Raw genomic sequence first — 21,640 nt, 5'->3', positions numbered from 1 at the left:
TCAATCCTCCAACACCGGATCCAGAGAATAAAGCAGTGCTTGTATCAGAACGGAAATATCGGATTTGACTCTCGCGTCCACTGCAAAGACGGGGTGATTCCTTCCCGATTCCTTCAGTTTTTTTTGATAATCGGCAATGGAAGGCTTATTGTTCAGATCCATTTGAGTCACGCCAATCGCAACGGTCGTGTCGGAAATAAAGTCCGAAAAGGCCTCCAGGAAGAATTTCATGTCGAGAAAAGGATCCATCCGGGTATTGTCCAGCAGCAAGACCAGGCCGATGCCGCCGGTGGTGAGAATGTCCCACATAAAATCGAAACGTTCCTGCCCCGGCGTTCCATATAAATGCAATTTTTCTCCGCCCTGAAGATTCATGACGCCGTAATCCATCGCCACGGTCGTGGCGGATTTCCTGTCTCTGGCCATGTCCCGGGCCGACGCGTCGGTTTTAATCGGAGGAATATCGCTGATGGAATGAATGGCGGTGGTCTTGCCTGCGCCGACCGGTCCGGTAAAAATAATCTTGTATTGAGTCATTGGCTCTACCGTTAGTCCTTATTCGCTCGTAGTTTGCTGATGATTCTGCTGAAAAAGCCGTGCTTCTTATCCGGTTTGGCTTCCGGACGCGCAGGGGCCATACCGGCATTTTTGGCCGTCTGTCCTATCAAACCGACGGCAGCGGCAGCGCTGATAAAGATGAATACATATTCCAGCCTGATTTTTAAAATCTCGGCGATCTGGATGGGAGTTTTGGGTTTATCGATAAGTAACGCCGCCATCCTCAGCGCATGCGGCGTAATCAGCAGGCGGGTAAAGTTGGGCCAATGCTTGAGATAGACGGGCTGATCGATATCGATCTGTTGAGGATAACGGCCTTTTGAAGTCCAGCACGCCAATTTCCAAAGGAAGGCATCCCTACTCTGAAATTTATCCAGGTCCCGGTTTAACTCGGTTTTATGATCCAGGGGCCTGATCTGCATGTTTTTATTAATGCCGCTGTGGTTGATGGGCAACCCAGCAAAAACGCGCAACTGTTTATCGTCGGCATCCAGCCATACTTCATCGCTGTAAGGAAAGATCAACAATGGTTTCCATCCGGAAATCAATTCCAATACCCGGCCTTTTTCGGAGGCGATCCTGAAGGCCGATTGCACGTAACCCTGAAAATAATCCGAAGGGTTATAGACAGCCTGTTTTAATTGAGCCGGATTGCCGATGTCCAGAGAGACCGTCATGCCCATGTAGAGAGCAAAACTTTTTTCGTCCATCTGCATGGCCGCCTTGTGTTTGGACTGTTTGCCCTGCTCACGGGTATCGGCGGCGTAATGTTTCAATGCCTGAGGCGGATCATCGGGACGATCCATTGTTTCCCGGTCCGGCGTCTTCAACAACTCGCGTTCCTGCAAACGGGATTCCGTACCGGCCGGATTTCCGGTTTTATCAAAACGGCCGGCAATCTGTTTTTTGGCCTTGTTGAGCGCGGCTAATAAGGCATCTTGAGTAACGGGTTTTTTTATGTAGAAAAGAGTCTCGGAAGGCGGAGCCTCCATCTCCCTCAAGGACAAAACAATCAAAGGAAGTTTCGAGCCTTCTTCATGCTTTTTCTTCAGGATATCTTTTCCGCCGGGCAAATCGATATCGATAATATGCACTTCGGCCTGTCCATCTTCGACGATGACCACCCCGGCCTGTTTGCACGGCCCCTGCAAATACATCGCCAACAACTTTCCGGCCCGTTCATCCATACCCGGCAGGGCCACTTTCATCTGTTGTACTGGAGGATGCAGCAAGTTATTCATGGTATTGTGGCTCAAAGTAATCCTTAGGACGATCCCAGACTTTTTGCAGAGCAGGGTCGTGCTTGAAAAAATCCCGGTGCTGCAATCGGGTTAATACAGACTCGAACCGGGTTTGATTTTGCGTGGATTCGTAAAGCTCCAACAGCAATTGATGAACCTCCGGCGGCTGGGGCTGTTCCTCGATGGCGGACTCCAGAATGTGCATGGCTTCTTCCAGTTGGCAATATTCAACGGCATCCCGAGCCAGTTTTAGCGGGTCGAGGCCGTTTATTTTTTGTTCTTCCAGCTTTTCGATCAGTTGGACCGTCCCGGACAAGCCGCGGCAAAACAGGCTGTAACGATTGCCTTCCAGCAAGGAAACGTCGTCCATTTCTTCGGTCAGGGCGGCCTTCAGCAGAGCGCCTTGCCGATCCGACAACTTTGCCAGAGAACCGCCCAGCATTCTTCGGCTAATTGCCTGGCCTCGCTTGTTCAGCACGATGAAGAAATCGACCAGGGCGGCATAGAGCGGGTCCACCAGATCATCCCGATAACAACGAAAAATCCGCTGAACGTGCGCCGCCAGATTGTCCGGATGCCTCCGGATTTCATTAACGATCTCCGATAAGGACAACGCAGAGTCTTGATATGAAAAATCGGGCTTCCGGCCAGAATCAGGCGATAAACCTGCATGGAAAACGTCTATCGAAGCGAAGGTCGAAAGCTCTTGATCGTTGAAAATCAACTGGCTCATTCTATTGCCTATCCAAAACGAATGAATCTTAAGATAGATGAGGATTCTTCGCCTTACAAAAAGCAATAATAAATTTGTGACGAACCCAACAGAATCGCTCATCCCCAAGAGGCCTTCTGCAACGATACTCTCAAATAAAAAGCCTCTAAAACCGATGGTTACAACAACTAGCTGCTGATTTTTCGAGTTAATACAGACATTATCCGTATCTTGACAACTAGTCAAAACGATCTTCTACTTTCAAAATAAGTCGCCAAAAGCTGCCGGACGAAAAAGAGCAACAAGAGATCCAGGTATACACAACCCGCTTTTTTGTTTAATAATATCCGACCACACCCTCGCGACCGCACAAAAGCTGTCGCACAACGGCCGAAAGACCTGTACACTCCAGGTGATCAGGACGAGGCCGGATCAACCCACGAATCGTTCGTTCCATACGCGACGGGTTAAAACGGCAGCCATGCCTATCCTTAAAATAAATACGGTAATGCGCGGGAAATCCAGCCGTTCATTATTGTTCTACGGATAATGCACAAGTGATCAACAAACGGTTCATCAGAACGGCACAGTTTGTCTTGATAGCAAACATCCTCTTTCTGACTGCGTCCGCTGCTTTAGCCGAAGTTTCGGTCGCGGTGCCGGATAGTGCCGCAAAAGACAATGTATTGGCGCACTTGTCGCTGGCTAAGGAAGACTGCGCCGCGCCCGAGTGGAAAATACGCAGTCTGTTCGCCAAAGCCGATGAGGAAATCGATCCGGCGATGAGGGCGCTGGGTTATTACCATGCCACGGTTAAAAAATCGCTGGACTTCACGAGAGACTGCTGGCTGGCCGATTTCAACATCGATCCCGGCCCGCGGGTGACCGTCAGCGACGTCACCGTCGTTATCAACGGCGAAGCGCACGACGACAAAGAATTCATCAAACTGCGCGAAGACCTTCTGAAGACCGGCCAACCTCTCAACCACGGCCAATACGAAAAGATGAAAAGTCGGATCGAAGCCCTGGCTCTGGAGAAAGGCTATCTTAAAAGCGATTTCACCGAAAAAAAATTGCTGGTCGACCCCAAAACCAACACCGCCCGGATACGGCTGGTATTCGACTCCGGCAGCCGCTTCTATTTCGGCGATGTCGAGGTCTTTCAGGAAATTCTGAACCCCGATTTCATCAAAAAATTCATTTCGATCAAAAGCGGTGAATTTTACGATACCGAGCCACTGGTAAAAACCTACAACAACCTGTCCAAAAGCAACTATTTCGACCAGATCGACATCCGGCCCGACACCGAAAGCGGCAACCGGCGGGTGCCGGTCGCGATCACGCTAACGCCCAAAAGCCGGCATCATTACAGTTTCGGTCTGGGTTTCGACACCGACATCGGCCCGCTGGTCAGCGCTTCCTACACCAACCGCCGCCTGAACCGCCGCGGTCATTTTCTGAACGCCAATCTGGATCTTTCGCCAGTGTTGTCGACAGCCGACGTCGAGTACACCGTCCCGTTGGACGATCCGACCGTGGACTTCTTCAGTCTGGGCGCCGGTTTCAAAAACACCGATACCGACAGCTTTAAAGCCAAAACCGCGAAAGTTTCGGCACGGTTGCGGCACGAACCGGAAGGCGGCTGGAAACGAACTCTCTTTCTCGATTTCAGCTATGAAGAGTTCACCACCGGCACCGTCACCGACAGTGCACTGTTATTAGTACCCGGCGGCAACTGGCGCATCTCTTTCGCCGACGATCCGCTGCGACCGACTCGAGGCTACCGCATGGAGTTCAACACCGGCGGCAGTATTGAAAATCCCATTTCCGACGTCAGTTTCATTCAGGGCCTCTTCTCCGGCGTCTGGATGCATCCGGTGCCCTGGAGCGGCCGCTTCATCGCGCGGACCGACCTCGGCGCCACCGCCGTCGATCCGTTCGAAAAGCTGCCCGCCACTTACCGGTTCTATGCGGGCGGGATGAACAGCATCCGCGGTTATGCCTACAAGGAGTTGGGGCCGAAAGACAAACTCGGCAACGTCGTCGGCGGAAAATATCTGGGCGTGGTCAGCGCAGAATACGAAAAAACCGTGCTCAACGACTGGGGTGTGGCGGCCTTTATCGATGCCGGCAATGCCTTTAATGACGACAGCATCATGGTGAAGACCGGCGTGGGTTTGGGCCTTCGCTGGTATTCGCCCATCGGCCCGATCCGCATCGATTTCGGCGTGCCGCTGAGCGATGCGGATTCGTCGTTCCAGATTCATTTTGCCGCAGGCAGCCGGTTATGATGCTGCGCGTCCTGCTCATCGTGCTATCACTGCTGCTGATTGTGACCGGCACGGTGGCCGGCCTCCTCGGCAGCGAAGCCGGCAGCCGCTGGCTGCTGGAGCAAGCGCTGACCGCCGCGCCCGGAACGGCTTCGGTCGATGCCATCGAAGGGCGACTGCTCGACCGCATCGAACTCGCCGGGCTCCGGTACCGAAGCGAAACGCAAACGGTGGCCGTCGACCGTCTCGTGTTCGACTGGAATGCGATCGAACTGCTGCGCGGAACTCTCGACATAGAGGATTTTACCGTCCACGGCATTCGAGTCCGGCTGACCGAAAGCGGAAAAGAAGAGCCTTCCGCACCGTTGCAACTGCCCGACCGGCTCGCTCTGCCGGTTCGAATCGTCGTCCGGAACGTCCTGGTAACCGACGTCGAGCTGGTGCAAAACCAGGCGAGCTTCCGGCTGGACAGACTGCAACTGTCGGCCCGAACGGAAGACGATGCGCTCATCCTGTCCTTGCTGAAGCTGGACGCCCGGCCGCTGGCCGCCGAAGCCCAAGGCCGGATGGCCTTGAGCCAGGGCTTCCCCTTGCATCTGACCCTGAACTGGCGCGATCTGCAATGGCCTCTGACCGGGGCACGGCCTCAGGTACGGAGCGAACGGGGCGCTCTGGAAGTCACCGGAAAGCTTACCGACTACCAAATCAAACTGACCGGAAGCCTGGCCCATCCCGAGCTGCCCGAATCCGCTTTGACCTTTCAGGGCAAAGGCAATCCGGAATCGATGGCCATCGAGACTCTGGAGCTGAAATCGAAGGAAGGCCTTCTTCGGCTAAACGGCGAGGTCTCCTGGAAGGAGATGACGGCATTTAACGTTGAGGCGGTGCTGGATCGTTTCAATCCGGCCATCGTGCTGCCGGATCTGCCGGGCCGCGTGACGTTGGCGGCCCGGCTGCACGGCAAGGCGGGAGGCGAAACGCTGGAGCTTGACGCGGTGCTGGAGCAGTTGACCGGCCAGCTTCGCGGCCACCCGCTTCAGGGAGAGGGCCGGCTGCACCTGTCCGGAAACCGTCTGGACGTCGATCGGCTCCGTCTCGTTTCGGGCGCCAATCGTTTGACCGCGGGCGGCACGCTGGAACCCGAGCAGAGTGATTTCAGGATCGACCTCGACGCGCCCAATCTGGACCAGTTGTGGCCGGGTCTGGGCGGAAGCCTGAAAGCGCAAGGGCACATGCAAGGAGGCTGGCAAAATCCCACCGTCCAATTCCAGGTCACAGGCAAGCATCTGCTTTTCGAGCAGCACCAGGCGGAACGGCTGGCGGTCGACATCGACTACCATCCCGAAGCGAACCGGGCGTCCAAACTCGACCTCTCGGCCGGTGTCGTCCGAAGCGGCAATCTGACGATCTCGAAGCTCGCGGTCAACGGCAGCGGCACCCAGGCGCGGCATCAATTGACCGCCACCGTCCTGTCGTCTTACGGAGACGTCCACGCCGCGCTCGCCGGCGGCCTGAAAGACGCCACCTGGCGCGGCAGCCTTTCCCGGCTGGATTTGAACAGCCGCGATTGGGGGCGCTGGCAGCTCGCCGACCATTGGAACCTCGTCCTCACCCGCCGGACGGCGGGCATCGACGCGAACGTCGGGCAGGGCTGCCTGATCCGGAAGGAAGCCTCGCTGTGCGCCAAGGGCAATTACCGGGCGGGAGGCGATTTCGATACGAATCTCAAACTGTCGGAAATGCCCCTGGCGCTGGCTCAACCGGTTCTGCCCAAAGGCATGGCCGTCAGCGGCCATCTCAACGGCGACGCCGACGTCCGCCGACAGCGGAACGTACTGGCTGGCCGCTACCAAATCACGCTGCCTTCGGGCTCGGCCATCACCGTTCAAACCGAACAGGCCCCGCAACGGTTCGTGCTCGGCGCTTCCTCGCTCGCGGGAAAAATCGACGGCGATACCGTCACGGCCGACTTGGACCTGGCGCTGCCGGGCCGGGATTATCTGCGCGGGAATCTACGCGTAAATACCGGCAAGAAGCCCGCCTTGTCCGGCCGGGTGACGGCCTCGATGGTCGAGTTCGACTGGATCAAACCGTTCGTGCCCCAATTGACCGACGTCAAGGCCGATCTGAAAGCCGATCTGACGCTGGCCGGCACTCCGGCCAAACCGGAAATCCGGGGCCTGGTCCGCCTGAGCGACGGCGCCGTCGGCATTGCTGCATACCGCATCGATGCCATCGAAGTCGAAGCGGTTACCGACAAGCCGGCCGACCGTATCCGCATTCGGGGCTCCCTGAAGGCCGACGGCGCTCCGGTGACTCTGGCCGGCGCCTACGACTTCAACGGCGATTACCAGTTTGCGCTGAACGCTCCCGCCATCCCTTTGAAACTGGCGCAGCCTTATCTGCCGGAGCAGCTCGAAATCGACGGGACGATCCGTGCCGACGCCGACGTCCGGCAACAAAAAGGGGCGATGAAAGGACAATACCGGATCGAGATGCCGGCCGGCACCCGCCTTCTTGCCAAAACACAGCCTCCGGCGAAACCCATTGTGCTGGGAGCGACGGTGCTGACCGGCACGCTCGACAAGCAAACGATCTCGGCGGATCTCGACATGGCCCTGGCCGGCAAGGATTTTGTGCGAGGACAATTGCGGCTGGCTACTGCCGCCCCGAAGACCGTCGACGGCCGACTGAACGCCTCGGTGGCCGAGCTGGCGCTGCTGGATGCGTTCGTGCCGCAACTGGCTCACGTCAAAGGCCGCCTGCACGCCGACCTTGCCCTGCGCGGCAACCTCGAAACCCCGGTCGTGCAAGGTTCGGCAGGCTTGGCCAACGGCGCCGCGGATATCCCCGAGCTGGGCCTGAGCCTCAGAAAGATCAATCTCGATGCCGCCACCGCCGACGACCGGGGCCGCCGCCTTAAAATACAGGGATTCGCCCAATCCGGCCAGGGCGTGGTCAACCTGGACGGCTTCGCCCGGCTGGAGCCCGGCTGGCCCGTGGAACTCACGCTGACCGGAGAAAAGTTCCAGGCGGCGAAACTGCCGGAAGCCCAAGTGAGCGTTTCGCCGGCATTGAAAATAGCGTTCGGCAACGGCCAGGGCAGCGTGACCGGCAACGTGAAGGTGGCCAGCGCCGACATCGAACTGAAGGAACTGCCGGCCGGCAGCGTCAAGGTCAGCGAGGATGAGATCATCGTGGGACGAGAACAAAGCCGGGAAAAGGCGGCCGCTCCCGTCGACGTCCGTGCCGACGTCGAAGTCGACCTCGGCAAGGATACCCATTTTTCCGGGTTCGGCCTGGAAACCGATCTGACCGGCAAACTGCAAATCGTGCAAAAAGATCGGAAACTGCGCCTGCACGGCAACGTCGACATGCAGGACGCCACCTACAAAAGCTACGGCCAGGACCTGACCGTGCGCAAAGGCCGCTTCGTGTTCAACGGCCCGCCCGACAATCCCTGGCTCGACGTCGAAGCCATCCGCGTCTCCAGGGACAAGAAGGTGACCGCCGTCCTCGCGCTGAGCGGTCCCGCCAAAAACCCGCAAGCGAAGATTTCTTCGAACCCTGCGCTGCCGGAATCGGAAGCTCTGGCCTATCTGGTGACCGGCCGCTCGATGAGCCAGGTTTCCAAAGGCGAAGGCAACATGATCGCCGCCGCCGCGCTGTCTTACGGCACCGGCCAAATGTCCTGGCTTGCCGACAAACTGGGCATCGACGAATTCGAAGTCAAAGAGGGGGCAACGCTTCAGGACACTCTCGTCGCCGTCGGCCAATACTTGAATCCCGATTTCTACGTCGGCGCCAAGGTCGGCCTGTTCAACAATCAGGCTGCGCTGGTCTTAAAACGCAAGCTGACCGAATCGTTGAATGTCGAAACCGAGGCCGGCGTATCGCAGAGAATCAAGCTGAATTATGAGGGAGATGCGGATTAAGCGCCGGAAAAATCATAAACTCTCCAGTTATTCCGAAACTACAGCGTTTTCCTACCGTCGGGGCGAATTCACTCGCCCAGTCCTTTGTGCGCCGAAGACGAATAAATTCGCCCCTACCCAGGTTGTGCACTCGAAATAAAAAGGATACAGCAATAGATCCTGCCGTTTTAAGATAAATCCATCGGTCACCGGCAGAAAATTAGCTCCGTTAGAATTTAAAGTTCAGTAAACCGGACTTCATTCACTGCCTGGTCCCACCACATTCCTTTTCAGGCGCCTGATCATTACAATCGCCCTACAACCACTCAGGCTCTGCTATAGTGAATGGGCTCGAAACCACTCAGAATAAATGTAATGGATCGCTTCGACAGAATTTTCAAACTGCACAATCTTTTCATCAATCGCAGAACGCCGATCTCGATGAAAGCATTGAAGCAGGAACTGCAATGTTCCCGCGCGACGGTTGCAAGGGCACTGGAAGAAATGCAGGACTACCTCGGCGCACCGGTCGAATACAACAAAAAACACAACGGCTACCGTTACAACCGCACAAGCGGCGAACGTCCCTACGAACTGCCCGGGCTTTGGTTCAGCGCCGACGAACTGCACGGTCTTTTGATCTGCCAGCACCTTTTGACCCGGATCGGCCCCGGCATCCTTCAGGAGCAAATCCGCCTGCTGCAAAACCGTATCGAAACGTTGCTCGCACTGCATCCCGAGGCGGCCAAGCCGAAACTCGCCAACGTCAAATTCCTGACCGTCGGCGGCCGGCGACTAAGCGACAGCCGCCATTTCCTGAACGCCGCGGCCGCCTTGTTCGGCGGCAAACGCCTCAGCATCGAGTACCGCGCCCGCAGCAGCAACAAACATAGCCGCCGCGACGTCTCCCCGCAAAACTTACTCTACTATAGAGAAAATTTTTACCTTGATGCGTGGTGTCATTTACGCGAGGAGCTGCGCATCTTCGCGGTCGACAGAATCGAAAGCGCCGAAATCCTGCCCGAAGACGCAATTGTCTTGCCCGAATCCGAACTGCACACCTATTTCGCCTCCGCCTACGGCATTTTCTCCGGCGCCGCCCGGCATACCGCCGTGCTGGTCTTCTCCGCCGAACGCGCACGCTGGATCGCCGACGAACACTGGCATCCCGAACAGCAGACGAAACGGCTCGACGACGGTCGCTTCGAGCTGCGCGTTCCGTTCAACGACCATCGGGAACTGTTGATGGACATTCTGAAATATGGGGCGGACGTGGAGGTGAGAGAGCCGGAGTTTTTGGTGGCGGCGGTTGTTGAACAGGTGGAGAAGATGCGGGCGATGTACCTGAAGTAAAATTTTTTTATCTGACGCTCAGGTTCTGCAACAGTGATTATGGTAAAAAATGCGTAGGGCGGATAAGCGTAGCGCATCCAGCGTCAACCTTACGACTCTTGAGATTTCAAAGTTTTTTAAACATTGACGGAAAACACCGATGGATTACCGCGATTTTTTTAACCAGGCGACCGGGCGCGATGCCCCTTATCCCTATCAGGATCGGCTTGGCAACGAGCCTTGGCCGGATTTTCTGGAAATCCCGACCGGCTTGGGTAAAACGGCAGCCGTGACATTGGCTTGGCTCTATAAACGGATCGTGTTGAATGACCCGGAAACGCCGCGCCGTCTCATTTATTGCTTGCCGATGCGGGTATTGGTCGAACAGACCGTGGCGGAAATTCGCAAATGGCTGGAACAGTTGGGCGGCGATGCGGCCGATATTCCCGTGCATTTGCTGATGGGCGGCGAAGACGCGTTGGAACCCTGGATGCTGCACCCGGAACGGAATGCAATCTGGATCGGCACCCAGGACATGCTGTTGTCGCGCGCGTTGATGCGCGGCTATGGCATGAGCCGCTACCAATGGCCGGTACATTTTGCGTTATTGCACAACGAGGCGCTGTGGGTTTTCGACGAAGTACAGTTGATGGGCGCGGGTCTCCGTACCTCGGCGCAATTGGAAGCGTTTCGCCGGCAACTTCAGGTTCCAGGCAGCGCCCGCACGTTATGGTTGTCCGCGACATTAAACAAAACCTGGCTGAAGACGGTCGATTTTGCCGGCTATCTCGACAGCGCGACGACCCTGAACATCTCCGACGAGGACAGACGTCTGGCCGGCACTCGGCTGAATGCGTTAAAAACACTTCAAATCGGCTCGGCAAGACTCGATGCCGAAAGTAAAAAGGCCAATGCCAAGACTTATCTGGAAACGCTGGCCCAAGAAATAGTTGCCGCGCACCGAGCCGGCACGAATACCCTGGCGATATTGAACAGCGTCGAGCGCGCACAAGACTTGACGAGGCTATTGCAAAAACGCAAGCTTCCCGCGGAATTGCTTCTGGTACACGCACGTTTTCGGGCCGCCGAACGGAAAGCGTTGAACCACGCCATACAACAGGCGGCGCCGGCGGCGGGCCGCATCATCGTCGCCACGCAAGCCATCGAGGCCGGCGTGGACATCTCATCGCAAACCTTGTTTACCGAATTGGCGCCTTGGTCTTCTCTGGTGCAGCGTTTCGGCCGCTGCAACCGCTACGGCGAATATGCCGAGGCCGCGATTTACTGGCTGGACATAGCAGACGAGGCATCGGCTCCGCCGTATTCGTATTCCGAAATGGAGCAGGCCCGGGATACGTTGCGGCAACGGCAAACCGCTTCGCTGAGCCGGCTGCCGCCGGTGACCTCCGAACAGCCGCTGAGCCACGTATTGCGGCGCAAGGATTTTCTTGACCTGTTCAACACCGACCCGGATTTGACCGGCTTCGACATCGACGTTTCGCTCTATATTCGGGACGAAGGAACGCCGCAATTGTTCGTTTTCTGGCGTGACTTCGACGGCGATAAACCCGAGGAAGCGCAACCGGATAGGGCCGAACTGTGTCCGGCGTCGATCACCCAGATCAAAAATCACCTGAAAGACAAAAATAAAAAAGCTTTCGTTTGGGACAGTCTGGCCGGTATGTGGAAGCCGGTGAGTCAAAACGCTGTCTATCCCGGCCAAACATTGTTGCTGCGCGCGCAAGACGGCGGTTACAACAAGACCTTGGGTTTCGTCGCCGCCGACAAACAGGCGGTCGAGGTCTTGCGGCACAAAACGGCGAACGATCAAATCTACCAAAAAGATCCGGACAGCATAAAAACCATCCCGATTTTGCTGGAAGACCATCTGTCTCACGTCAAAAAAGCAGCCGAGTCGTTGCTCTCTGCGCTTGGCCATTTACCGGACGGTATCGCCGAGGCGATTGTCGTTGCCGCGCTTTGGCACGACGTCGGCAAGGTGCACGAAGTTTTCCAAACCACGCTGAAGCTGAACAAGGATTGGCCGGAAGGCGATCCTCGGCGTTTGCAATACTGGGCAAAATCGCCTTCGCGCGCCAGGCACGGGCGCCCTTATTTCCGCCACGAATTGGCTTCGATGCTGGCCTGGCTGGAACACGGCGAAAAAACGCCGATGCATGATTTGATCGCATATTTGATTGTCGCTCACCACGGCAAGGTGCGGATAAGCCTGCGCGCAATGCCGGACGAAAAAGCGCCGAACGGCAAGCGCTACGCGCGCGGCGTACATGAAGGCGACGAGTTGCCGGCGCTGACATTCGACGGCAATACACTCCCGGCCACGCGCCTGCGCTTGGACGTGATGGAACTCGGCGAAAGCGAAGCGATGGGACCGTCCTGGACGAACCGGACTCAGCGCTTGCTAGCCGAGCACGGCCCGTTTCGCCTGGCTTGGTATGAAACGCTCGTACGCATCGCCGATTGGCGTGCCTCCAATCAGGAACAACAATGAAAATCTGTAGGGTGGATAAGCGAAGCGCATCCACCGTTTCAGGCTCCGTCGGTGGATGCGCTTTGCTTATCCACCCTACGAACTACGAACCAACAAGTAGGAAAAAGAAATCCATGAAGCATGAAATCGCATTAAACGGCTGTGCACCGACGCCACTGGCGCATTACTTGAAGGCCTTGGGTATTTTACGCCTGGTGGCGGAACAAAAAGACCTGGAGGTGACGGGTTTTTGGAAAAACGAAAGCTTTGTCATGAAAACGACGCTCGATAAAGACGCCTTGCTGCGCTTTTTTCTTGAAGAGTATCAGCCGACGCCGATCGTTACGCCCTGGAACGGTAGAGGCGGTTTTCTTGAAGGAGAAGATGAGAACAATCAAGAAGATGATAATGCTTCCAGTCGAAAAGGTGCCCAGATGGTAGCACTCTATACCGGTGAAATTCATTCGCGTTTTGAGCCAATTCGAACTGCGCTATTGCTAATCGCTGCGAATAAGTCGTTGTCAACTCTAAATATCTGCCGTTCACGATACAAAATTGCCAAAGCGGAATTGGACCGTAAGAAAAAAGCGAAATTATCAATACTGGAAACAGAAAAAGAATACGTCAAACAACTGGAGAACCAAATAAAAGCGACTAAACGTACTTTACTCCAATCTCTTCGTAATGAGTTGTCCGGTTCTATGCTGGAGTGGTTCGATGCTTGCCAGATTGTAGCTGAGAAATTGTTTCAAGCTCCTTTATTGGGTACAGGCGGACTCGATGGAAGCATGGATTTCGGAGTGAACTACCTTGAAAGATTAAGTTGTGTGCTGAATGTGAGTACCGGTAAACCTCAAACTTTTTCCGACCTAATGCTTGAAGAATCGCTTTTCGCTTCACCGACAGCAATGATTCCTAATTGGATTCCTGGCCAATTCGCGCCGGGAAATATGGGGGCGCCCAATTCGTCAACCGGTTTTTCAGGGATTTCAAGAGACAATCACTGGAATTTCCTGTTGATACTCGAAGGAACACTATTATTGGCAACTGCTACAACCAGACGTTTGCAAAATGACACGATGGGCGCGTTAAGCTACCCCTTCACCGTACGCGCTACCGGCAGCGGCTCCGGTTCGAACAATCAGGCCGACGAAGCCAATGCGCGCGCCGAAATCTGGCTTCCGCTTTGGCGCAACGCCGCGACGCTTGCGGAACTGAAAGTTCTGTTTCAGGAGGGGCGAGCCACTGTAGGCCGCCGTCCGGCTCGAGATGGACTGGATTTCGCTCGCGCCGTCGCCGGCTTGGGCGTGGATCGCGGCATCAACGAATTTCAGCGCTATGGCTTCGTGATGCGCTCCGGCAAGGCTTATCTCGCGACGCCTTTCGGCCGCATCCAAACCCGGCGTAACCCTGCCGCCGATTTAATGCAAAATCTCGATAAAAATCGCTTTCTGGACAATCTTCGCAGTTTCGCCGGCAAAGCGGAAGCGCCCGGACGCATCGTAGCGCTGACGCGCCAATTGGAAAATCGGCTGTTCGAATTGACTCGCCGTGACCACTCGACAACCCTCCAGGACATTCTGATTTTGCTGGGACGCTTGCAGCGCGTATTAAGCATCAGTCCCAAAGGCCGCGAAGCGGTTAGAGTGCCGGTGCCGCTGTTAGCACCCGAGTGGATTTGGAAAGCCGACGACGGTTCGACCGAGTTCCGCCTAGCGTGTGCATTGGCCAGTCTGACTGCGCCTTCACTGCCGATACGGGTACATTTTTCGCCGATCGACGCCAGAAAGTACGATTGGGATAAGGAGTCCCGGCTTGCCGTTTGGGGGGAAGGATCCTTCGAACGTAACATGACCGCTCTGCTGCGAACCCGACTGCTCGCAGCAGAGCGACTGCAACATCAAGATAAACCGTTCGATTTTCATTTCGGCGCGAACAGCAGCGACATCGCCGCCTATCTCGACGATAGCCTGGATGACTCGCGTATCGGCGATTTGGCGCAGGGTTTGGCTTTGGTCAAGGAGTTTCCCCGCCACCATGACGGCACATCGAACCGTCGAAAGGAAAGCGTGTTGCCCGGCGCTTATACGTTAATGAAGCCGTTTTTTGTGACGGACAAAATCCTTCACAGACTCGAATTTTTACCGCAAGACCGCAAGTTGCCCCAACCCGACGAGTTATTGACCTGGTTGGCGGCGGGGCAGTCCCAACGCGCGGTCGATCTGGCCTGGGCGACGCTCCGTCATGCCGGTATTGCTCTACCAGCATCTCCCCAGCGAGCGCCGTCTGCCTTGGGTATTGACGGCGAGCGCCTGCTCGCGGCTTTAGCCATCCCGATCGAATACGGCCAATTGGCCTTTTTATTGCGCCGTATTCGACACGAATCCGCGCAGATTGAACTGACAACGTGACATTGAGTAATACAAAACTTGTGATTATTGAGGAATTCATCATGACCATCGAATTTTCTGCATTACAAACTGCGCCCCGCCTGCTGATCGAAGTGGGCTTACAGCCCTTGCAAGGCTCGCGCTTTCAACCGACCGGCTTTCCGGATTTGGGCGCGGCGGTTTACGACGGACCGAACGGCAATCGCCTGCTGTTGGTCGAATCGGCGCAAAGCATGGCTAACCGGATGGAAACCGTCTGCTGGGATGGGCCTGCCGATGATTGGGTAACGCCTCTCAAAGGGTTGCCGCTGATCAAAGTGATCGATAAGCAAGGAAAAGCGCTCACCAACACCGTATTGGAAGCGCACCGTCTGAACTCGCCGTATATTCTGGAAGGCAAGGACAAGTCGGTATTCGAGATGCTCAAAAAAGAATTGGCGGACATGGACGAAGGCCCGGTGGATATTCGTCAATTAGCGTCCGTCGTGTTGAAGTTCGATGCGAACGCCTTGCTGCACGGCATCTTTTTGGCAAAAAGCGAGTTGGCGGGTGGGCGCTTACGCCTGCCGCGGGTCTTGTCGGCCTTTATCGAAGCCGAGGATGTAAAACTCGCGCAAAGCGGCGGCGTCAAGAACGATCACGTGAATCCTTCCGGCGATACCGCGAAAGGTTTCGGTAACGTGCCGTATTCCCGAGACGACTATACCGCTCCCAAAATCACCGCCTACTTCAACATCGACCTCGCGCAAATTCGCGGTTTCGGCCTGGGCCAAGCCGTCGAACAACTGTTGATCGCCTTGGCCTTGTACAAAATCCGCCGCTTTTTGGATGAAGGCTTGCGTTTGCGCACCGCTTGCGACTTGGACGTGCAATCGCTCTCGGTAATGCGCCCTAAGACATGGCAACTACCCGCCCGCACCGATCTGGAAGCGGCATTGCCCGGACTGATTGCTGCCGTTGCTCAGGAAGGCCGCTTCGCCGAACCGCGCGTAACCGAGGTGCGCTGGGAAAAAGGTGCGGAGAAAAAGAAAAAACCCCAAGACGCCGCCGAGAGTTCAGGCGCAGAGGAATAAACCATGCTGACGCTATCGTTTACTTTCCCCGGCGGACGTTACCATGCCACGCCCTGGGGCCGGCACGTCAACGAGGCCGACGTCGCCTGGCCGCCCGATAGCTGGCGGATTTGCCGAGCGCTGCTCGCCACTTGGCATAGAAAGCTGGACCAGCAGTATTTTTCACGGCAACGTCTGGAAAAATTATTGGCGACTCTCGCCGGCGAAGCGCCGCATTATCGCCTGCCCGTTGCCGTTCATAGTCATACGCGGCACTACATGCCGGTTCGGCAAAAGAGCACGCTGATTTTCGATGCGTTCGCCCGGATCGACGCCGGCGAAAAGCTGATCGTGTGCTGGCCGAATTTGACGTTAGATGGCGAATCCATCGAATTGCTCGATGCCTTATTGTTGGCGTTGGGTTATTTGGGTCGGGCGGAATCTTGGATTGAAGCGCGGCGTTTGGATTGTTGGGAAGGAGAACTGAATTGCTTTCCCGGTGAATGCCGCATCGATAGGGAAACCGGCGAAATCGCCAGCGAACCGGTGTTTCTCTACGTGCCGTTAACGCAAGACGGTTATGCGGCTTTTCGCGGTCCGTTTTTGCATGGGCTCAACACCCGATCGCTCAAAAGCAAGGAGCAGAAAGCGATACAGATGACATTGCCGGAAAACTGGCTGGATGCGCTCGGCCTCGACACCGCCGAGTTGCAAGCCGCCGGCTGGAGCGCGCCGCCCGCCGCGCAGAAGGTGCTCTATCAACGCTCTATCGAAGCCTTACGCGCCGGTGCCGCAAGCCGTCCGCACTTACGTTCGGTTTCGCCTGCCGACACGGTGCGCTACGCGGTTTACGGTAAACCTTTGCCGCGCATCGAAGACGCAGTGAAATTCGGCGAATGGCTGCGCGCGGCGGCAATGGGCAAAGCCAAATATTTGCTCGGCGAAAACGCGCAGCCGCCCTTACTGTCGGGACATGGTTTACCCGAAGACAATCGGCATCAACATGCCTTCTTTCTTGCGGACGCGGACAAGCAAGGTCGAATCGGTCACGCCGTCATTCATATACCCGGAGGTATTGACTCAAACGTCCGTTGGGTTTTGGAAAATTTGAATCAAATCAAAAACCGAGACGGTCAATCCTGGCAGTTGTTGTTGGAATATGTCGGCGAAAAGTCCTCGTTTGGCAAGGCCGTTCCCTTGCTGGGCCAATCGGACGTTTGGCAATCCAGAACACCTTATTCGCATCCCTGGCACCGCAAGAAAAACTTCAATATCGAGGCGCAGCTTCGCCGCGAATGTCGTGAACGCGGGCTTCCGGAGTTAATCGCGGCGATGCCGCAAGAAACCCTGCAATTTGAGAACGGCCGCTTGCGCCCGATCGATTTTTATCGCTTCCGGCGTAAACGTGGGCTCGTTCAGCCTGATACTCACGGCTCATTTTGGCGGCTTGAATTCAGTGAGCCGGTCACGGGGCCTCTGACGCTGGGATTCGGCAATCATTTTGGGCTCGGTATGTTTATACCGGTTAATTAGTTGACTGATCTATTTAAAGATGTAGCCTCGCAAAAGACATCAAAACTCAAGTAGACACCATGCACCGATTTATCCAAAAACACCAGCCGGCCATCGCCGAACTTTGCCGCCGTTATCACGTGCGGCGCCTGGAAGTGTTCGGTTCCGCCGCGCGCGCCATTGACTTTGCGCCGGGTACGAGCAATGCGGATTTTCTGGTGGAATTTTTGCCTTCGCCTGATGGCCCTTCGTTAAAGAATTTTTTCGATTTTCAAAGCGATTTGGCGCAAATTCTTGGTTGCGAAGTCAATCTGGCGGAAGCGTCGGCTCTGCGAAATCCCTACGTTCAGGCCGGCATCGATCAAAGCCGCGAGGTGGTTTATGCAGCGTGATCCTCGTGCCTACCTTCGGGATGCACGCGAGGCGGCCGCCGTCATATTGGGATTTGTCGACGGCAAAAGCTACGGCGACTATGCCGGCGACCGGCTGTTACGCTCCGCTGTCGAACGGCAATTCGAAATTATTGGCAAAGTGAGATATAGGTTTGTAGGGTGGATAAGCGTAGCGCATCCACCATTGAAGGCCTTTTGGTGGATGCGCTACGCTTATCCACCCTACGAGAATAGGCTATCCGTAAGAGGGAGGTAATGAGCAATTATCGGCGTATTTTCATTCCCGGCGGCGCTTATTTCTTTACTGTCGTTACGTATCAACGGAGGCCAATTTTCGCCGCGCCGGAAAATGTCGTTTTATTGCGGGAAGCTTTTCATTACGTCAGGACGAGCCGCCCCTTTACAATCGACGGGATTGTCGTATTGCCCGATCATTTGCATTGCATTTGGCGCTTACCCGAAGCCGATACGGATTTTCCGGGCCGTTGGCGGGAAATCAAAAAACAGGTTTCCAAGCGCATTGGCGAAAAAAGAAAAACACGCAATGCCCTAGATGTATGGCAGCCGCGGTTTTGGGATCATCTGTTGCGCAATGAAGAGGATTGGCGTCGGCACATGGATTACATCCATTACAACCCGGTTAAACATGGGTTGGCTACATCGCCTGCCGCCTGGCCGTATTCGTCGTTTCATAAGGTGGTAGCCAAGGGTTGGTACCCGGAAAAATGGGGCAGCAACGGCCAACCCGAAACGATTAGCGAGATGGATTTGGAATGATAATAAACTATGGCTTTGGCATATTCATCACAACATCCCCATCACCGCCAGCAAGCTTTTTTCCACGGCCGCCATCTCTGCCTGCGTCAGAGTGGCCAGCGGACCTTCGCCGAAGCGAGCGCGATCCAGGGCGCGCGGCTGATCGGTGACGACTTGGCAGGGTTTCAGCAGGCGGCCTCTGGCCGGGATGGTAACCCGCCAACGTTTGAATGCCGAATAAATCTGCGTGGACAGAGGCAAAATCGCCACCATCGGCGTAATGTCTTCGCCCAGTTCGTCGGACTGGATGATCAAAACCGGGCGGATTTTGCCGATTTCGCGGCCGCGCGACGGGTTGAAATTGCCGACCCATATTTCGCCGCGTTTCATCACCGCCACCACTTTTCATCCGGGTCGATGCCGGCGGCGCGTTCAGCGGCGATGACGGCGTCCAGTCCGTCGTCGACCAGGTCCTCGGCCATTTCCAGCGCTTCGCGGCGGATGTCCGGGTTGGAGTAGGCGGTGCGCATTTCCGCTACCAGCTCCGCCATAAACCGCTCTTTTTCGCGGCGTTGCAGATATTCCACAATCGCTATGCGGGCGATTTCGGATTGGGATTTGCCCTCGATGCGGGCTTCTTCTTTCAATTGCGCCTCGACATGGTCGGGGAGCCGTAAACTGATGGCCGTCATGTCGCTTACCTCGTATTACATATTTATAACGTATTGTATTACAAAATGACGGACGATCAACACCCCATCCAATTCGAACTCCCCATGCCGTTTCCGGAACTCGGCGGCGACATGCCGCTGTTGCCGGCGCGGATGGTGAACGAATACCAGTATTGTCCGAGGCTGGCGTATCTGGAATGGGTGCAGGGCGAATGGGCGGCGTCGGCGGATACGGTCGAAGGCGACCACACGCATCGGCGCGTCGATAAACCGACGAAGGGGTTCCCGGCGGCAGACGAAATCGAGCAACATGACGTGCTGCATGGGCGTTCGATCGAACTGTCGTCGAACCGCTTGGGGTTGATCGCCAAACTGGACTTGATCGAGGCCGAAGACGGCCGGGTGACGCCGGTCGATTACAAGCGCGGCAAGCGTCCGCACGTCGCCAAAAACGCCTACGACCCCGAGCGCGTGCAGTTGTGCGTGCAGGGCTTGATTCTGAAGGAACACGGCTATGTCTGCGAAGAAGGCGAGCTGTACTTTGCCGAAAGCCGCGAGCGGGTGCGGATCGCGTTCGATCAAGACCTGCAGGACTTGACGCTGAATGCGGTCAACGGCTTGCGCTTGATCGCCGCGGGAGGGCATATCCCCAAGCCTCTGGAGGACAGTCCGAAATGCCCGCGTTGTTCGCTGGTCGGCATTTGCCTGCCCGACGAAGTCAATTTTCTGCGCGGCAGTGCGGTCGAGCCGCGGCCTCTGGCGGCAATGCGCGACGAGGCGTTTCCGGTGTACGTGCAGGCTTATAAAGGCAAAATCGCCAAAAAAGGCGAGGAACTGGAAATCAGCATTGACGATACCGTCGTGCAGACCGCGCGGCTGATCGATGTCTCCCAGGTCGTGGTCATGGGCAACGTGTACGTCACCACGCCATGTTTGCAGGAGCTGATGGGGCGTGGCATTCCGGTCAGTTGGCATAGTTTCGGCGGCTGGTTCATCGGCCATACCATCGGCACCGGACACAAGAACGTGGAATTGCGCACCGCTCAGTACCGGGCCAGTTTCGAGGCGCATACCTGCCTTGCGGTCGCGCGCGGGCTGGTTCGGGCGAAAATCCAGAACTGCCGGACACTGCTTCGCCGCAACTGGCGCGGCGAAGAAAAGCCCGACGAACTGCTCGACAGGCTGAAGGCATTGGCCGATAAAGTAATGCGGGCATCCGATCTCCAGCAATTGCTGGGTCTGGAGGGAGGCGCCGCGGCGTTGTATTTCAGCGCTTTCGGCAATCTGATCAAGAAAACGGACGATCCGAGGCAGATGAGCTTCGACTTCGAAACGCGCAACCGCAGGCCGCCGACCGATCCGGTGAATGCCTTGCTGTCTTTCGCTTATTCGATGCTGGTCCGAGTCTGGACGATGAACGTCACCGCCGTGGGACTGGACGCCTATCGGGGTTTTTATCATCAGCCTCGGTATGGCCGGCCGTCCCTGGCGCTCGATTTGATGGAGCCGTTCCGCCCGCTGATTGCCGACTCGACCGTATTGCAGGTCATCAACAACGGCGAGGTGCGGCCGAGCGACTTTATCAGCGCCGCCGGCAGCGTGGCGCTGACCGAAACCGGGCGCAAGCGTTTCATCGCGGCGTTCGAACGCCGCCTGATGCAGGAAGTCACGCATCCTTTGTTTGGATACAAAACCGATTACCGGCGGTTATTCGAAATTCAGGCTCGGCTGTTCGGCCGTTACCTGCTCGGCGAATTGCCCGAGTATCCCAACTTCACGACCCGCTGATGGCAACTTACGATTATTTGTATCTGGTCACTTACGATATCCGCGACCCCAAGCGCTGGCGGCGCGTTTTCCGACTGATGAAAGGTTACGGCGACTGGTTGCAGTTGTCGGTGTTTCAATGCCGCCTGAGCCGCAAGCGCCACGCCGAATTGATTGCGCTGCTCGACGGCATGATTCATCATAGCGAGGATCATGTTCTGATCATTAACGTCGGCCCGGCGGAATCGGTGAAGCCTCAAGTCGTGAGTCTGGGGAAGGACTTCGATGTCATCGAGAAACAGCCGGTCATCGTATGACAGGGTCAGGCCGCCGCCGCATGGCGAGCGCTGAGGTGACGCAAAAAACAAGCTCAGCGCTCGTGGAAAAATGTTCTTTAAAAATCAGGTTATTAATAAATAGGCATGGAGATTTGGTCGAAGCTTTGTATAATGCCTTGCGGGCGACACAGGGAGCGCTCGCGTTTGCCTGTCCAAACCCTTGCGTTTTAAGGGCTCCAGAGACGGCTGTTATCTCCGGCTTCCTGCCGGAGCCTCATTGAAGCGCTGCGCGAGGACGAGATAG

16 protein-coding genes and 1 CRISPR repeat array (1 of these 17 only partly in view) are annotated in these 21,640 nt (G+C 56.1%); of the genes, 11 read left to right on the top strand and 5 right to left on the bottom strand.

Features of this window, described 5'->3' with window-relative positions; genetic code table 11:
• Genes A3OW_RS0116465 through A3OW_RS0116455 form a run of 3 tightly spaced genes read right to left on the bottom strand, consistent with a single transcriptional unit; the run spans nucleotide 1 to nucleotide 2,532 of the window.
• The gene (locus A3OW_RS0116465) at nucleotides 1-537 is read right to left on the bottom strand and encodes a GTP-binding protein (protein ID WP_020564548.1); all 537 of its coding nucleotides are present in this window, start codon (nucleotides 535-537) and stop codon (nucleotides 1-3) included.
• Between the two features lie 11 nt (nucleotides 538-548).
• Nucleotides 549-1,799 (bottom strand): response regulator transcription factor, encoded by a 1,251-nt coding sequence (locus tag A3OW_RS0116460; protein ID WP_020564547.1) that lies wholly within the window; start codon nucleotides 1,797-1,799, stop codon nucleotides 549-551.
• The gene (locus A3OW_RS0116455) at nucleotides 1,792-2,532 is read right to left on the bottom strand and encodes a type IV pilus assembly protein FimV (protein WP_020564546.1); all 741 of its coding nucleotides are present in this window, start codon (nucleotides 2,530-2,532) and stop codon (nucleotides 1,792-1,794) included. Before A3OW_RS0116455 ends, A3OW_RS0116460 begins: the two co-directional genes overlap by 8 nt.
• 536 nt (nucleotides 2,533-3,068) lie before the next feature.
• Between A3OW_RS0116455 and A3OW_RS0116450 the strand changes: the two genes are divergently transcribed.
• From A3OW_RS0116450 to A3OW_RS0116405, 9 genes are all read left to right on the top strand, one after another.
• Complete coding sequence (locus A3OW_RS0116450; protein WP_020564545.1) at nucleotides 3,069-4,802, top strand: autotransporter assembly complex protein TamA; 1,734 nt, start codon at nucleotides 3,069-3,071, stop codon at nucleotides 4,800-4,802.
• A complete protein-coding gene (locus A3OW_RS26570) occupies nucleotides 4,799-8,716 on the top strand; it encodes a translocation/assembly module TamB domain-containing protein (protein ID WP_020564544.1) in 3,918 nt (1,305 codons plus the stop codon). The genes A3OW_RS0116450 and A3OW_RS26570 overlap by 4 nt, the downstream gene beginning before the upstream one ends.
• A gap of 354 nt (nucleotides 8,717-9,070) precedes the next feature.
• Entirely contained in the window at nucleotides 9,071-10,048 is a 978-nt protein-coding gene (locus A3OW_RS0116440) for a helix-turn-helix transcriptional regulator (protein ID WP_020564543.1), read from the top strand.
• A 139-nt stretch (nucleotides 10,049-10,187) separates the two neighbouring features.
• Complete coding sequence (locus tag A3OW_RS0116435) at nucleotides 10,188-12,539, top strand: CRISPR-associated helicase/endonuclease Cas3 (RefSeq protein WP_020564542.1); 2,352 nt, start codon at nucleotides 10,188-10,190, stop codon at nucleotides 12,537-12,539.
• A gap of 113 nt (nucleotides 12,540-12,652) precedes the next feature.
• Nucleotides 12,653-14,929 (top strand): type I-G CRISPR-associated protein Cas8g1/Csx17, encoded by a 2,277-nt coding sequence (gene cas8g1, locus A3OW_RS25255; protein WP_051091829.1) that lies wholly within the window; start codon nucleotides 12,653-12,655, stop codon nucleotides 14,927-14,929.
• 41 nt (nucleotides 14,930-14,970) lie between these two features.
• Nucleotides 14,971-15,981 (top strand): type I-G CRISPR-associated RAMP protein Csb1/Cas7g, encoded by a 1,011-nt coding sequence (cas7g, locus tag A3OW_RS0116425; protein WP_020564539.1) that lies wholly within the window; start codon nucleotides 14,971-14,973, stop codon nucleotides 15,979-15,981.
• A 3-nt stretch (nucleotides 15,982-15,984) separates the two neighbouring features.
• Nucleotides 15,985-17,493, top strand: coding sequence for a type I-G CRISPR-associated protein Csb2 (gene csb2 / locus A3OW_RS0116420; RefSeq protein WP_020564538.1), 1,509 nt, complete (start codon nucleotides 15,985-15,987; stop codon nucleotides 17,491-17,493).
• Nucleotides 17,494-17,552: 59 nt separating this feature from the next.
• Nucleotides 17,553-17,864 (top strand): nucleotidyltransferase family protein, encoded by a 312-nt coding sequence (locus A3OW_RS0116415; RefSeq protein WP_020564537.1) that lies wholly within the window; start codon nucleotides 17,553-17,555, stop codon nucleotides 17,862-17,864.
• Nucleotides 17,865-18,119: 255 nt separating this feature from the next.
• Nucleotides 18,120-18,641: an REP-associated tyrosine transposase gene (locus A3OW_RS0116405; protein ID WP_020564535.1), complete on the top strand. Its 522-nt coding sequence runs from the start codon at nucleotides 18,120-18,122 to the stop codon at nucleotides 18,639-18,641.
• 27 nt (nucleotides 18,642-18,668) lie between these two features.
• Here the strand turns inward: A3OW_RS0116405 and A3OW_RS0116400 are convergent, their stop codons facing one another.
• Both A3OW_RS0116400 and A3OW_RS0116395 read right to left on the bottom strand, forming a co-directional pair.
• A complete protein-coding gene (locus A3OW_RS0116400; protein ID WP_020564534.1) occupies nucleotides 18,669-19,010 on the bottom strand; it encodes a type II toxin-antitoxin system PemK/MazF family toxin in 342 nt (113 codons plus the stop codon).
• Nucleotides 19,010-19,312 carry a ribbon-helix-helix protein, CopG family gene (locus tag A3OW_RS0116395; protein ID WP_020564533.1) on the bottom strand — a complete coding sequence of 101 codons (303 nt, stop codon included), beginning with the start codon at nucleotides 19,310-19,312 and terminating at the stop codon, nucleotides 19,010-19,012. Before A3OW_RS0116395 ends, A3OW_RS0116400 begins: the two co-directional genes overlap by 1 nt.
• Nucleotides 19,313-19,357: 45 nt before the next feature.
• Between A3OW_RS0116395 and A3OW_RS0116390 the strand changes: the two genes are divergently transcribed.
• Together A3OW_RS0116390 and cas2 are read left to right on the top strand one after the other, a co-directional pair.
• Nucleotides 19,358-21,079, top strand: a complete 1,722-nt coding sequence (locus A3OW_RS0116390) for a CRISPR-associated endonuclease Cas4/Cas1 (protein WP_026223667.1) — start codon at nucleotides 19,358-19,360, stop codon at nucleotides 21,077-21,079.
• The gene (cas2, locus tag A3OW_RS0116385) at nucleotides 21,079-21,375 is read left to right on the top strand and encodes a CRISPR-associated endonuclease Cas2 (RefSeq protein WP_020564531.1); all 297 of its coding nucleotides are present in this window, start codon (nucleotides 21,079-21,081) and stop codon (nucleotides 21,373-21,375) included. The genes A3OW_RS0116390 and cas2 overlap by 1 nt, the downstream gene beginning before the upstream one ends.
• Nucleotides 21,376-21,584: 209 nt before the next feature.
• Nucleotides 21,585-21,640: direct repeats of the CRISPR family, unit length 36 nt; unit sequence GTTATCTCCGGCTTCCTGCCGGAGCCTCATTGAAGC; it runs 990 nt beyond the window's last position.

The sequence above is a fragment of the Methylosarcina fibrata AML-C10 genome, assembly GCF_000372865.1.
In the GTDB taxonomy this organism is placed as follows: Bacteria; Pseudomonadota; Gammaproteobacteria; order Methylococcales; family Methylomonadaceae; genus Methylosarcina; species Methylosarcina fibrata.
Note: the sequence above shows the minus strand (reverse complement) of the source record. Positions and strands in the feature narration are given on the sequence as shown.

Excerpts from the sequence above, each read along its gene's own strand:
- A3OW_RS0116465 (WP_020564548.1), bottom strand. The coding sequence starts at position 537 with ATGACTCAATACAAGATTATTTTTACCGGACCGGTCGGCGCAGGCAAG.
- A3OW_RS0116460 (WP_020564547.1), bottom strand. The coding sequence starts at position 1,799 with ATGAATAACTTGCTGCATCCTCCAGTACAACAGATGAAAGTGGCCCTG.
- A3OW_RS0116455 (WP_020564546.1), bottom strand. The coding sequence starts at position 2,532 with ATGAGCCAGTTGATTTTCAACGATCAAGAGCTTTCGACCTTCGCTTCG.
- A3OW_RS26570 (WP_020564544.1), top strand. The coding sequence starts at position 4,799 with ATGATGCTGCGCGTCCTGCTCATCGTGCTATCACTGCTGCTGATTGTG.
- A3OW_RS0116440 (WP_020564543.1), top strand. The coding sequence starts at position 9,071 with ATGGATCGCTTCGACAGAATTTTCAAACTGCACAATCTTTTCATCAAT.
- A3OW_RS0116435 (WP_020564542.1), top strand. The coding sequence starts at position 10,188 with ATGGATTACCGCGATTTTTTTAACCAGGCGACCGGGCGCGATGCCCCT.
- cas8g1 (WP_051091829.1), top strand. The coding sequence starts at position 12,653 with ATGAAGCATGAAATCGCATTAAACGGCTGTGCACCGACGCCACTGGCG.
- cas7g (WP_020564539.1), top strand. The coding sequence starts at position 14,971 with ATGACCATCGAATTTTCTGCATTACAAACTGCGCCCCGCCTGCTGATC.
- csb2 (WP_020564538.1), top strand. The coding sequence starts at position 15,985 with ATGCTGACGCTATCGTTTACTTTCCCCGGCGGACGTTACCATGCCACG.
- A3OW_RS0116415 (WP_020564537.1), top strand. The coding sequence starts at position 17,553 with ATGCACCGATTTATCCAAAAACACCAGCCGGCCATCGCCGAACTTTGC.
- A3OW_RS0116405 (WP_020564535.1), top strand. The coding sequence starts at position 18,120 with ATGAGCAATTATCGGCGTATTTTCATTCCCGGCGGCGCTTATTTCTTT.
- A3OW_RS0116400 (WP_020564534.1), bottom strand. The coding sequence starts at position 19,010 with ATGAAACGCGGCGAAATATGGGTCGGCAATTTCAACCCGTCGCGCGGC.
- A3OW_RS0116395 (WP_020564533.1), bottom strand. The coding sequence starts at position 19,312 with ATGACGGCCATCAGTTTACGGCTCCCCGACCATGTCGAGGCGCAATTG.
- A3OW_RS0116390 (WP_026223667.1), top strand. The coding sequence starts at position 19,358 with ATGACGGACGATCAACACCCCATCCAATTCGAACTCCCCATGCCGTTT.
- cas2 (WP_020564531.1), top strand. The coding sequence starts at position 21,079 with ATGGCAACTTACGATTATTTGTATCTGGTCACTTACGATATCCGCGAC.